Annotated in this window: 11 protein-coding genes and 3 pseudogenes; 10 read left to right on the plus strand and 4 right to left on the minus strand. The window is 68.1% G+C overall.

The window, feature by feature from the left end:
- Window positions 1–383 precede the first annotated feature (383 nt).
- The 8 genes from AC5WRT_RS21690 to AC5WRT_RS21725 all read left to right on the plus strand — a co-directional run bounded on the left by AC5WRT_RS21690 (window position 384) and on the right by AC5WRT_RS21725 (window position 7426).
- Window positions 384–1088 (plus strand): transposase, encoded by a 705-nt coding sequence (locus AC5WRT_RS21690; RefSeq protein ID WP_496095221.1) that lies wholly within the window; start codon window positions 384–386, stop codon window positions 1086–1088.
- The gene (locus AC5WRT_RS21695) at window positions 1064–1348 is read left to right on the plus strand and encodes a hypothetical protein (RefSeq protein WP_496100516.1); all 285 of its coding nucleotides are present in this window, start codon (window positions 1064–1066) and stop codon (window positions 1346–1348) included. The genes AC5WRT_RS21690 and AC5WRT_RS21695 overlap by 25 nt, the downstream gene beginning before the upstream one ends.
- 383 nt (window positions 1349–1731) lie before the next feature.
- Complete coding sequence (locus AC5WRT_RS21700; protein ID WP_496095137.1) at window positions 1732–3147, plus strand: DEAD/DEAH box helicase; 1416 nt, start codon at window positions 1732–1734, stop codon at window positions 3145–3147.
- Window positions 3148–3352: 205 nt separating this feature from the next.
- Window positions 3353–3595 (plus strand): DUF5302 domain-containing protein, encoded by a 243-nt coding sequence (locus AC5WRT_RS21705; protein ID WP_496095138.1) that lies wholly within the window; start codon window positions 3353–3355, stop codon window positions 3593–3595.
- Between the two features lie 960 nt (window positions 3596–4555).
- The gene (locus AC5WRT_RS21710) at window positions 4556–4759 is read left to right on the plus strand and encodes a cold-shock protein (protein ID WP_014145516.1); all 204 of its coding nucleotides are present in this window, start codon (window positions 4556–4558) and stop codon (window positions 4757–4759) included.
- Window positions 4760–5105: 346 nt separating this feature from the next.
- Window positions 5106–6602: a DEAD/DEAH box helicase gene (locus AC5WRT_RS21715; RefSeq protein WP_496095139.1), complete on the plus strand. Its 1497-nt coding sequence runs from the start codon at window positions 5106–5108 to the stop codon at window positions 6600–6602.
- A 45-nt stretch (window positions 6603–6647) separates the two neighbouring features.
- Entirely contained in the window at window positions 6648–7049 is a 402-nt protein-coding gene (locus AC5WRT_RS21720) for a CBS domain-containing protein (protein ID WP_496095140.1), read from the plus strand.
- Between the two features lie 50 nt (window positions 7050–7099).
- Window positions 7100–7426, plus strand: coding sequence for an SCO5918 family protein (locus tag AC5WRT_RS21725; protein WP_496095141.1), 327 nt, complete (start codon window positions 7100–7102; stop codon window positions 7424–7426).
- Window positions 7427–7498: 72 nt separating this feature from the next.
- On the opposite strand, the pseudogene AC5WRT_RS21730 reads toward AC5WRT_RS21725, so the two are convergent.
- The 3 genes and pseudogenes from AC5WRT_RS21730 to AC5WRT_RS21740 form a co-directional block, all read right to left on the minus strand.
- Window positions 7499–7633, minus strand: a pseudogene (locus AC5WRT_RS21730) (IS30 family transposase); the annotation flags it as partial.
- 237 nt (window positions 7634–7870) lie between these two features.
- Window positions 7871–8427 (minus strand): annotated as a pseudogene (locus AC5WRT_RS21735) (helix-turn-helix domain-containing protein); the annotation flags it as partial.
- Window positions 8428–8690: 263 nt separating this feature from the next.
- Window positions 8691–9050, minus strand: a complete 360-nt coding sequence (locus AC5WRT_RS21740; protein WP_496095142.1) for a GvpU-like protein — start codon at window positions 9048–9050, stop codon at window positions 8691–8693.
- Window positions 9051–10109: 1059 nt separating this feature from the next.
- On the opposite strand from AC5WRT_RS21740, the gene AC5WRT_RS21745 reads away from it, so the two are divergent.
- Window positions 10110–10448 carry a MerR family transcriptional regulator gene (locus AC5WRT_RS21745; RefSeq protein ID WP_496095143.1) on the plus strand — a complete coding sequence of 113 codons (339 nt, stop codon included), beginning with the start codon at window positions 10110–10112 and terminating at the stop codon, window positions 10446–10448.
- Window positions 10449–10724: 276 nt separating this feature from the next.
- On the opposite strand, the pseudogene trhA reads toward AC5WRT_RS21745, so the two are convergent.
- Window positions 10725–11478 (minus strand): annotated as a pseudogene (trhA, locus tag AC5WRT_RS21750) (PAQR family membrane homeostasis protein TrhA).
- A 152-nt stretch (window positions 11479–11630) separates the two neighbouring features.
- Here trhA and AC5WRT_RS21755 point away from each other — a divergent pair.
- Entirely contained in the window at window positions 11631–12191 is a 561-nt protein-coding gene (locus AC5WRT_RS21755; protein WP_496100517.1) for a hypothetical protein, read from the plus strand.
- The last annotated feature ends 610 nt before the right edge of the window (window positions 12192–12801 follow it).

A 12801-nucleotide genomic window follows, 5' to 3' on the forward strand; every position in this document is an offset into this window, starting at 1 on the left:
GCGACGGACCCGTGCACGGCGCCCGGATCTGCAAACTCGCCAAGGACTCCGCGGTCAAGGCCCGCACACCACGCGATCAACCAGCTCAAGGCCGTCCTAGTGATCGCCGACCCCGCCCTGCGGAACGGTTGTCGAGCTTGGGCAACGCCGAGCTGTTCCGCACCTGCGCGACCCTCAGCCCACCCGATGGTGGGGGAGACGAGGACGCGGTGCCCCAGGCCACCCACATGACATTACGCATGCTCGCCGAACGCATCGAACAGCTCACCGGGCAGATCAACGAGCTGAACCAACGCCTGACCCGGCTCGTCGAACGCCACGCGCCGCAACTGCTCGTACCGATGGGCATCGGCCCGGACAGTGCCGTCACTCTCCTGATCACCATGGGGGACAATCCCGAGCGGCTGTGCTCCGAGGCGTCCTTTGCTGCCCTGTGCGGAGTCAGCCCCATCGAGTACTCCTCCGGGCGCCGAATGACGCGACGGCTCAACCACGGCGGTGACCGGCAGGCCGACGCCGCCCTGCACCGCATCGTGTTCACCCGCCTGCGCCACGACCCCCGTACCCAGGCGTACTACGAACGCCGTACGAAGGAGGGCAAGACGCGACCGGAGATCATCCGATGCCTCAAACGGTATGCCGCCCGCGAGGTCTTTAAGCTGGTCAGACCGGTGCCCAGCACCCCCGTCATAGGGGCGTCCGTTCGACGGCAAGCCCCTGCAGACGCGGCCGGCGGGGCTTCCGAGCGGGTGCGCTGCAGCCCCCCGGCGTCGGCACCGTTGCCCTCGGGCTCTCCTCCCTGCACCCTCGCGTCGAGTGCTCGGCAAATCCGGCCGGTGCCCTTGGCGACCAACAGTCATGGCCTTTGCTCTTGCAAAGTCGAACGTCCCTGGAAGTGTCTGATGCGATGTCTGCCCCCGCCGCGGGACGCGGGCTTCTCGTCCGCGGGCCGTTCATGGTCGCGGAACCTGCGACTTGTTCCGTCTCATGGACGTTGCCGACCGACATCGTCCGCCCCCTGCATGCCCGCGAGTGATCACAGCGCATTCGGCGTCTCGTCGCGTTGTCCGCTTCGGGCCTGCTGCTGACCGGTGCAGCGGCGATCGGCACGGCCGACAGCGCCTTCGCCACGGAACACGGCAACGACAGCTCCTGCAGCAGCGACCACGGCGGTCCCGGCTGGTGGGCGACGACGATGACGACGGCTACGGCTACGGCTACGGCGGAGACCACGGTGGTTATGGCGGCAACCACGGTGGCTACGGCGGCGGTGGAGACCATGGCGGCTATGGCAGCGGTGGCGGAGGCCACGGCGGGAATGGCGGCCACTGATCGAGGACTCTACTGAGTGCGACGACGTGCGGTCGAAGCGTTGATCGCCGCGTTCGGGTCAGCAAATGGTCAGCATCGGGTCGGACGGCGTCCGGCTTGCTGACCTGCACCCGCAGCAGGGGTCTGCTGCCCCGCTCGTAAGGCTCGATGTGTGGCTCGACAGCTCGCCCGTGGGGTGGGGCCATTCTTCAAGGGGAACGGTTGTTCCAGGCCGATCCGCTGCCAGCACCCGTACACAGGGGCGATCGGTATCAGCGGCGCGAGGTTATGCCATGTGTTAGTCTCACGCGTTTGCGTGGTCGTCGCGGTGGGCGATTCTGCCTGTTCGGTTCGGCTTGTGCGTGGGCTGTTCAAACCTGCCGGGCCTTCCTCGGTACGTTCCCTTGCGGAAGGCTGTTTATGAAGCATCCCAATGACTCCGGCATCGCTCACGGCAGTGCCGCCCAGCTCGGGGCAACGACCCCGGCGCTACTCCCGGCCGTCTCCTTCGCCGGTCTGGAACTGCCGACGGAGGTACTGCGGACACTGAGCGAACTCGGGGTGCGCGAACCCTTTCCGATCCAGGCCGCCACACTGCCCGATGCCCTGGAGGGGTGCGACATCCTGGGACGTGGGCGCACCGGATCGGGCAAGACGCTCGCCTTCGGCCTGCCGCTGCTGACACGGACAGCCGGGCGGCGCGCGGAACCGAAGCAGCCCCTGGCTCTGATCCTTGTGCCCACGCGGGAGCTGGCCCAACAGGTCACTCAGGCGCTGGCGCCGTACGCCGAGGCACTGCGGCTGCGGACGGCCACGGTCGCAGGCGGCATGTCGATCGGGCGGCAGGTCGCCGCGCTGCGCCAGGGAGCTGAGGTGGTCGTCGCCACCCCCGGACGCCTTCACGACCTGATTGAGCGCAACGCCTGTCGCCTGGGACGGGTGAGAGTCACTGTGCTGGACGAGGCCGACCAGATGTGCGACTTGGGATTCCTGCCGCAGGTTGCCGACGTGCTCGAGCAGGTGCACCCCGACGGTCAGCGGATGCTTTTCTCGGCCACTCTCGATCGCGACGTCGATCAGCTGGTCCGCCGCTACCTCCACGACCCCGTCGCCCACTCGGTCGACCCGGCCGTGGGCACGGTCACGACGATGGAGCACCACGTTCTGGTCGTCCACGGCCCTGACCGCTACGCCGTCGCCACGGAGATCGCCGCCCGCGACGGCCGCGTACTGCTGTTCCTCGACACCAAGCACGCCGTCGACCAGCTCACCCGGCATCTGCGGGCCAGCGGGGTGCACGCCGGAGCCCTGCACAGCGGTAAGTCCCAGCCACAGCGCACACGGACCCTGGCGCAGTTCAAGAACGGCCAGATCACCGTTCTGGTGGCGACCAATGTCGCGGCCCGTGGCCTGCACGTCGACGACCTCGATCTCGTGGTCAACGTCGACCCGCCCACCGACGCCAAGGACTATGTGCACCGGGCGGGCCGCACCGCCCGCGCCGGTGAGTCCGGCAGCGTGGTCACGCTCGTGCTGGCGGGCCAGCGCCGCGAGACGAGCCGCATGATGGCCGGGGCCGGCATCGAGCCGACCGTCACCAAGGTGCGCTCGGGCGAGGCGGAACTGAGCCGGATCACCGGCGCCAAGTCTCCCTCTGGGATCCCGCTCGACGGCGGGCCCGCCGCCCCCCGGCCCAAGAACACCAACGTTCACTTCCGCGGTCTCGGCAGCAGCAAGGACACCTCCCGCGGCGCCGGGGGCAAGTCCCGAAAGGCGGGCGAGGCCCGCAAGCTCGCCGAGGCCCGCAGGGCCGCCCTCGTGCGTCGCAGCGGCTGAGAGCCGTTGCCCTGGCAGCCTGGCCACGGGATCGACGACCCTCAGCCGGTCCTAAGCCGTCCTGCGCGCCTCACCTACGAAGTCAAGGCCCTTGGCCGCGAGAGGGATACCCGCCGAAACGGAACAGGATGACGTTGCCGGCGCCTCGCACTGCGCCCAGCATGACAAGCTGTGCTTGCCCACCCCCGAACCCCAGGAGGTCACCATGACCGCAGAGCCCGTATCTACGGAAGGTTCGGAGCCTGCTGCCTCCGAGACGTCCCCTCTGGAGCCGGACAGCGACGGCAACTACGACCTCAAGCGCAAGTTCCGCGAAGCCCTGGCGCGCAAGCGCGGTTCGCAGGCGGACGCCGCTGATATTGCCGCCAAGTCGGATGCGTCGAAGGTGCGTTCGGCGCACGGCCCGGCTGCGAGCCAGCGGTCGTTCAGGCGCAAGAGCGGCGGCTGAGTCGGTGAGTCCCGCGATCTGACGGCTTCACGGGCACTCGCGCTATCCAGTCGTGCTTCTCGTGCGGTTGCCCGCGACGTGCGCTTGTCCGTGCGTGCGTCGCGGGCGGGGCGTAGCCGGCGGACTCGCCTGGGGGGAATGGCCCAGGTGCGGTTGGTTCGGGTCGGTGGCGCCGCCGAACTGGAATTCCGGGATGAGGGCACTGCCATGTCCGAGGGTAAGCGGCGTGTGTCGCGCGCCTTGCGTGCCCCTGTACCGCTGTGAAAAACGACTGCGGCTGTCGTCAGTTCCTCGCCGTCCGGCCCTGAGGCTCGTACGGCGGGCCACAGCACCGTCTCTTCCACGAAGGCATGGCTGAAGACCAGCTGCACCGCTTGCTTCAGAACGCGTTCCCGCTGGTGAAGGTCGTCGAGGGTCAGGTACTGATCCGTCAGCCGTCGTTTCCTCGTGCTCACGGCATTGCCGCACCAGGATGCTGCTGTTTCCACCGAGCTGATCGACGGTGTGGTCCTCGACGGTCTTCGATATGGCCACTCCCGTGCGTGTGCCGGAGACGGGCCGTGACGCTTGCCGGCGCCACCCTGATCTCCACACCCGCCCGCACCATCTTTTGGGGGAGCAGCCCTTACGCTGGGCGCGCCCCCAAAGCTTCCCGAAACGTTGCGCTCCGGCTGGGTCAAAATCTGTGCCCGCGAGCTGAGGTTTCAACGGGACAGGCAGACAGATTCTCTACCGCATTAAGTGGGGTGGGATTCTTCACCGTACACAGGCGGCTTCGGCGTGCTACTGTCGATCTCAGTTGCAGTTGTGGTTCCCAAAACTTCAAGTGCCCTCCGGGCGGCGCCTGTGCCACTGGAAGCACTTTTGTTATCCGGTCTTTTTCCCGGCGGGCTGATCATCGCGGCGACACGGGGTCCGCGCAGTGCGGATCCCGATACACTGCCCCAAAGGAGAAATGACATGGCTGCTGGTACTGTGAAGTGGTTCAACGCGGAAAAGGGCTTCGGCTTCATCGAGCAGGACGGTGGCGGCGCCGATGTGTTCGCCCACTACTCGAACATTGCCGCCCAGGGCTTCCGTGAGCTGCTGGAGGGCCAGAAGGTGACCTTCGATATCGCGCAGGGCCAGAAGGGCCCGACGGCCGAGAACATCGTTCTCGCCTGACGCCGACTGTCGCGTATTGTAGCTGGGGCCGCGTCCTTCGGGGTGCGGGTCCCAGCTGCTCGCATTTTCCCGCAGTGGTCTCGCCTGCGGACGACAAGCAGGAAACCCGTAGGCTCACCGCATACGGGGCATCCTTCAGGGGTGCACGCAGCCCTTCATAGCTTCATCGCAGCGGACGCCCGGACATGGCGTTCGCTTCGCGCCACTCATTCCAGCGCGTGTGCCCGCACGGATTTTCCGTCGGTCAGATTCGCTCTCGCATTCCACCGGTCCATTCTTGCAATTCTCTCTGCTGCTCATTGCTGCGGGAATTCCTTGATATGTGCCGTATCGAGGAAGGTTCCGCATGAACCGCACACGCACGAACGACCGCTTCGCCCGCACCCGTAACGGCAGTACCGACTCCGGCAGGGGCGGCAGCCGATTCGGCTCGTCGGCCAGGAGCCGCTCCGGCGGGCCGGGCCGCTCCGGCGGTTACGGCCGCGGGCCCGCCGCGGTCCAGGGCGAGTTCGCGCTGCCCAGGACGATCACACCCGCGCTTCCCGCCGCAGAGGGCTTCGCCGATCTCGACATGCCCGGGGCACTGCTGGCTGCGCTCGGCTCGCAAGGCGTGACCGTGCCCTTCCCGATCCAGGCCACGACCCTGCCGAATTCCCTCGCCGGCCGGGACGTACTGGGCCGTGGCCGTACCGGCTCCGGCAAGACCCTCGCCTTCGGGCTGGCGCTGCTGGCCCGTACGGCCGGGCAGCGCGCCGAGGCCAGGCAGCCGCTGGGGCTGATCCTCGTACCCACGCGTGAGCTGGCGCAGCAGGTCACCGACGCGCTCGCCCCGTACGCCCGCTCCGTGAGGCTGCGGCTGGCCACAGTGGTGGGCGGAATGCCGATCGCCCGACAGGCGAGCGAGCTGCGCGCCGGTGCCGAGATCGTCGTCGCCACGCCGGGACGCCTCAAAGACCTCATCGGCCGTGGCGACTGCCAACTGAACCAGGTTTCCATCACCGTCCTCGACGAGGCCGACCAGATGGCCGACATGGGCTTCATGCCGCAGGTCACCGCCCTCCTCGACCAGGTCCGCCCCGAAGGCCAGCGCATGCTGTTCTCCGCCACTCTCGACCGCAACGTCGACCTGCTCGTGCGCCGCTACCTCAGCGACCCCGTCGTGCACTCCGTCGACCCCTCGGCCGGCGCGGTCACGACGATGGAGCACCACGTGCTCCACGTTCACGGCGCCGACAAGCGCACGGCAACCACCCAGATCGCCGCACGCGACGGCCGCGTGATCTTGTTCCTCGACACCAAGCACGCCGTCGACGGCCTCACCGAACACCTCCTGAACAGCGGGGTACGGGCCGCCGCCCTGCACGGCGGGAAGTCACAGCCACAGCGCACCCGCACGCTGGCACAGTTCAAGACCGGACACGTCAATGTGCTGGTAGCGACCAACGTCGCGGCGCGCGGCATCCACGTCGACAACCTCGACCTCGTCGTCAACGTCGACCCGCCGACCGACCACAAGGACTACCTCCACCGCGGCGGCCGTACCGCCCGCGCAGGAGAGTCCGGCAGCGTCGTCACCCTGGTCACCCCCAACCAGCGCCGCGGCATGACCCGCCTCATGGCAGCGGCCGGCATCGTGCCGCAGACCACCCAGGTCCGCGTCGGCGAAGAGGCCCTGCACCGCATCACCGGCGCCCAGGCCCCCTCCGGCATCCCGGTCGTCATCACCGCACCGGTGGTCGAACGCCCCAAGAAGCGCGGCGCCACCTCACGCGGTCGGCGCCGCCCCGTCTCGGCGGCCCGCCGCGCGCTCGTACGGCAGTCCAACGCCGGTGCGGCGGCATAGAACCTTCGTGTCAGGAAGCCCGCCCAACTTCGCAGGAGGCACCCTTTGACGCTGGACCAGACGCAGTTCCGCTCAACACGTACCAACGCCGTGCAGACGGCGGCCGATCCCGCGGACGTGGCCGGACCACAGGTCTGGGAGGACATGACCGTGGAGGTGGCACTGTCCGTGATGGCCGCCGCCCGTACGGGTCATCTGGTCGTCTGCGACGAGGACGGTATGTGCACCGGCCTGGTCACCCGGGACCGGCTCACGGCCGTTCGTGACGGTTCGGGATACACGGACCGGATCCGCCTGCGTGACATCGCCGACGTCATCGGGCCATTCGCGTCGCCGCTGGCCACGAGGGCCGAAGCCGAGCGTGCGATGCGCTGCCGCCGGCTCGGGGCCCCGCCCGTGGTCGACGGACACGGCAACGCTCTGGGCGTCCTCGTCCTCTCTCGCTGAACCGCCGTCACCCCTATCCGGGCCCGTCTTCTCTTCTCCCTGGAGGCATCGTGCGCTGTGTCATCGCTCGCTTCCCGTTCGACCTGACCAAGAGCGGCGTGGTGGAATCGATGAAGGGCGTCACACCTGAGCTGGTCACCGGTGAGTTCGTCATCATCGGACGACGCCACTACCCCGCCAAGCAGGTCGGCCAGGTCGTCACCCGCCAGGACCGGCGTGATTTCAGCACCGGCGAAGTCCTCAGGGCCATGACCCAACTCGGCTTCACCTGCCGCACCCGCCCCACCGCCGCATCTGCGCCTCTGGCCGGCCCGTACGGGCCGGCTCCCGCAACGCTCGGCGCTCCCCCTGTCCGCCTGACGTACGGACAGGTGTGAGCCGAACCGAGCAGTGAGGCCCCACCGGCGTGGGCGAATTCCAGGGGTCGTAGCAACACTGCGGTGAGTGGATCAAGCCGCGAGCAGTTTAGACAGACGCTCGGCTGGGGTCGCCCAGTCGAGCGTTTTGCGTGGGCGGCTGTTGGGTTCGGTGGCGGCGGCGTCCAGGTCCTCGCGGGTGTGGCGGGATAGGTCGGTGCCCTTGGGGGCCTCTGTGTTTGTCAAGGTGTCTGGTGGGGTGGCGTAGGCTCGCTTTCGGCGGGTCCGGGAAGTGACTTGTCCGAAGAGCCGGCCGTCGGGGTTGGGTCGACCGCGCTGGATGCTGTAGTCGCCCCCGGTTGTCCTCCTGGGCCTCTTTCCTTCTGCGATCTTGGCCTGGTAGAGGCGTGACCCCGGGTGCCGGGCATGCGGATCTTCGTGATGGCCACGGTGTGGAGCGCCGCGTTGAGCTGGCGGCCACCGCCCGGTCAGGTGGTCCTGGAGGAAGTCCCGCAGCCTGGGGTTCTGGCCGATCTTGCCGGGCTTGGGGCGCGGTTCGCGGGCGTCCGCGCGGCGCTGAGCGGCGTGCGGACGGTAGCACCAGCCGCCGCCTGACATGAGCGCGTGGTTGCGGCGGATCTTCCGGCTTACGGTGGAGGGACTGCGGCCAGCTCGGCCGCGATGGCCCGGACGGACGCCTTCTCCCGGAGCCGGTCAGCGATGTGGATGCGGTCGGCCTCGGTGAGGTAGCGCGACGGGCCGACGGGTTCCTCAGGGCGAGCCGGGGGTTCGGGTGCTTGCCAGGGCAGCCCCGTGTCCACGATGGGCGGGGCTACCTTGTACCTCGCGGATGCCTGCCGGCCGTAGAGCCAACGCTTGCCGGTGCGGCGGTTGATGCCGATGATCCGGCAGGCTTCCGTGTTCCCTCTTCCAAGATCCACGAGCCGAAGGTATTCCTCCCGCCCAGGGTCCAACCTCCTGGGCCCCTGAGGCCGCCGATCCTTCCGGATCTCGAAGTCCATTGCACCCCTTGAACCGGGGTGTTGTCGGCGACCACTAGGGCGTGTTTCGAAAGTCCCGTCTGGTCCGCGGCGTCTGGCACGGCACCTCGCCGCGTTGTCGGGATCGTCCACGTACGCCCGGTACGAGGACGACCCTCCGCCTTGCGATGCACCGCATCAGACGCCGCGGACCCCGCCCTCCGGGCGGACGACGCTACTTTCGAAACACGCCCTAGCACGGAAGCGTGCCGGTGGGGCCTCACTGTGTGCCGTGGGTCGGTGAGTCAGTGGTCGGAGTAGCTGAAGTCGCCCACGGTCCAGGCACTGACGTCCTCGATCGCGACGCGGTACATCCCGCCTGTCTCCGGGATCCCCACCGTACCCTGCAGGATCCGGGCGACGTGGAAATGCACATGCGTGGGCGGTCCGTCCTTCCTCGCGGGGGTGTCGAAGACGGCGGAGAACTCGCCCAGGTCGGCGGAGTCCGTCAGCACCTCAGACACCCTCTGCCTCCACATGGCTTCCGGAGCCAGCCGACCGGTGATGACAGCACCACTGGTGACCACGGTCAGGGACATCTGATTGCTCTGCCCGGACTCCACAAGGGCGGCTATCGCAACGAGCAGCTCGTCAGGCTTCGGCATGGGATCGGATTCTATGCACCGGCCCCCCGGGCGGCTTGGGCGATGGCGCAACCGGGCGAGACGGGCGCATACGGCTCCCCTGGTGCCGCACTACAGGCCGGGGGTACGCATGTGCGGCGGTTGCGAGCCAGGGGTGTGCTTCGAGGCATTGGTCGGCTGCCGTTCGGCTGCCACAGGTCTTCGATGAACGCTTGTGCGGTATCGCGTGCGTCGGCAACGGCCGCGTGGAACGGGGCAGATGTGGCGTTGACGGACATTGTGTCATCAGGCCACCCTCGTCTGCGGATCGTTCATGCTCGGCCCTTGCCTACCCGACCCTGCGCTCCGCCCGCCAACCCGCCCGAGCCACCGTGCACGCCGGAGGGGGCTGAGAATCGCGGTCGACGCGCCGCGCCGGTCGGCGCCGCCACGGGAAGCTCTGCGGGCGGCTCTGGGTCTCATCCGTGCGTCGGACCTGCGCTGCGGACAGCCCCCAGCATTCGCAGATCGGCTCAGCGGAAGACCTCATCGTCGAGCCGCAGCAAATCTATGTTCGCCGGAGTAGACATTCGATGTCTCGGTGATTATGGTTTCTTTCGTAGCCGAGATCGAGCAAGGCCCGGCAGACACGAACTGCCGGGCAGCAGTCCACGTATGACGGTGCGGTGGTGGAGTTCCGAAGCCAGTTGTTGTACGACGGCGACGGGACTGACGACCGGACCGGGTGGCCTGAAGTGATGAGGGGCCGCCGTGAGCAGGACCGCAGTTGACGCGGTTGCAGTACCAGTAGTACCCAGTCCCTGTTTGCAAGTGATTGGTTCCGAGGGAAGAACGGAGGAGTCGAGCACCATCAGGATCGCCCGGGCGGAAGACGCGAGCCCGGGTACCGCAGGACATCGATAGGTAGGTGGTCTCCGGTCACGCATCCGCGATCCCCGCACCCATGTCGGAGTATCAGGCGGCTGGGCGGAAACAGAAGGCTGGCGCAGCACTGGGGCCGGCAGATGGTGTTGCAGTTCCTTCGGGGCCTTGGTGCCAAACAGCACCAAGGCCCCTCCACGCGTTCCACAGAGAGGTGAGATGACAGCAGACGAGTCGCTAAGCCGTCTCGACGACGACGACTACCCCGCCTACACGATGGGCCGGGCCGCCGAGTTGCTCGGTACCACTCCCGGCTTCCTCCGCGCCATCGGCGAAGCGCGACTGATCACACCACTGCGCTCCGAGGGCGGACACCGCCGCTACTCCCGCTACCAACTGCGCATCGCGGCCCGCGCGCGTGAGCTCGTCGACCAGGGCACCCCGATCGAGGCCGCATGCCGGATCATCATCCTTGAAGACCAGCTCGAAGAAGCCCAGCGCATCAACGCCGAATACCGCCGCACCGGCGCATCGTCCAGTCCATCGGCCGCAGCCTGAGGTGAGCGGGCCCGCCGGTATCGGCAGGCTATCGCAGCCACGCGTGGCCGGGCTGCGGCGCGCAGAGATGATCCTCGCCTCCGAACGGCTCCACCGTATTTCGCCCACCTCCTTCCCTCCGCTCGCGGCGCCGCCACAACGGTGAGGCGGCTGACAGGCTCCCTGACCGGGCGCCGCCTCCCCTCCAGGCATCCCCCCACACGGCCCCAGTCGTTGATCGAGCCGCGAGCGAGGCGAGAGCACCGTGCCGCAGTAGTGAATGCGCCTGCTGTTGTGTCAGTAGACGGCGAGGGAGATGGCCATGTAGTGCGCGGTGAAGGCCGCCATGGTCAAGGCGTGGAACACCTCGTGGAAGCCGAACCAGCGGGGCGAGGGTTCGGGGCGTTGGACGGCGTAGACCACCGCGCCCGCGCTGTAGAGGAGACCGCCGGTCACTGTCAGGGTGACCACGGCCGCACCGCCGGTGTGCAGGAAGTCGGGCAGGTAACGCACCGGTGCCCACCCCAGGGCCAGGTAGCAGAGGGTGTACAGCCAGCGGGGAGCGTTGACCCACAGCACGCGGAAGGCGATACCGGTCAGCGCGCCCGTCCATACGATCCACAGCAGCAGGTGCCGCCGGTCAGGAGGGAGGAGGAGCACGGCCAGAGGGGTGCAGGTCCCGGCGGTGATCAGGAAGATATTGGCGTGGTCGAGGCGACGCAGGACGGCCTCGCCCATTGGCCCCCAGGTGGTAGACGGCGCTCGTCCCGAACAGCAACCAGGCGGTGACGGAGTACACGGTGCAGGCCAGGGCCGCCTGCTGGGTCCGGGCCAGGCAGACGAGCACGATGCCGGCGCTCACCGAGGCAGGGACCATCGCGGCATGGAGCCAGCCACGCAGCTTAGGCTTGACCGGCTCGACCAGGTCGGCAACCGGGTGAAACTCCTCCTCGGTATTGCCATGATGTGATCCGCCGGGGAGACCGGCTACGGCGTCCCCAGACACCACTTCCTGTCCTGTCCCGTTCTTCTGGGCATCATCGGCAACCATCCGATCATGCTAAGAGCCTGCCCGTGACGGCGGCCCTCAAGGTCGGTCTAGCCACCAACTGGGCCTGCGGAAGCCGTGTAAGCCGCCTGGCCATGGGAAGGACGAAGGTTTCCGAGCGTGTATCTCCGCCCACCTACGCCCAAGGACCGCCGATGCTTCCCGAGTTCCCCTCCCACGCATCCGCCCCCCTCGCAGATCAGCTGGAACAAAGATTGGGGCTGCCCTCACAATTCGAAACCGGCCGTTTCGACGTGGAGCGTGTCGCCGGCATAGCGGTCCTCGCGGCGGCCCACTCCGATGGCTACGCGGCCACCGCGCATCTCCTCGGACTGCTGGCCGCGCTCCCCGCCCCCACCGACGCAGGAGAACCCTTTTGGTCGAACCTGTGGAGATCCTCGGGCACCGCCTACCTGCTGCCGACCAATATCAAGGACCTGGTGCTGCGTTCGCTGGCCGGAGAGGGAACCGGTCTGGCCGGACAGATCCTCTCGGCCGTAGACGAGATGACGCCTCCCCAGCGCGTTGCGGCCGCAGAGGTGATCGGCCAGGCGCTCGCCGAGTCCGACCACCTCCCTGATCTCAAAACACAGGTCATCGGCGAACTGTGGCTCCGGGACCTGGAACTCACCGCCTGGCGCGTTCTTCACGCGGGCCACAAGTCGCCCGATGCGGCCGGACGTAACGCCTTCATCGAAGCATGGACGAGTGTCTGACTCCGGCCGGGACGTTCGAGCAGTGACCTGTGATCGAACGAATCCTGACACGACTCGGACGGTGGTGGGAGGCGTCGGTCAGTTGGTCCTTGCCGAGAGGACGGGTTCGTAATGGCACGGCTGCGGCCCGTGGGCGCACGGGCTCGCCGCACTGTCCTGGTTCCTGAGCACCGACGGTGGCACTGTGCTGACCTGCGCACAGGGGGCCGGTGACGCCGCCTACGACCCGTACCTGCGGGGCAGCGGCTTGAGCCGCACTCGCGGGGCCGTCTCGATACCGCCGGTTCCTCGGTCTCGCCGTAGCCGACGAGACTCGCACGCCCGGCTGCCTGGTCACCGCGGCCTTGGACGTCATGGAGTCGGGTGGCAGCGCGCCTTCACGGACGCCGTGATCGCCGACCAGCCGAGGGGACGGCGGGCACCCGGGGCAAGATCGGGCGCACTTCCGGCACTGCGCCGACGGCACTCGGGCACTGCTGTACACCGAGTGGCCCAGCGACGAGGCGCACCGGGAGGCCGCGGAGGCCGGCCACCACGACAAGAGGCACGAGATCCTCGCCGGCACCACCGGGCACATGGCAGACCCACCGAAGACGGTACCGCCTTGATT

It is taken from the genome of Streptomyces sp. NTD91 (genome assembly GCF_059510455.1).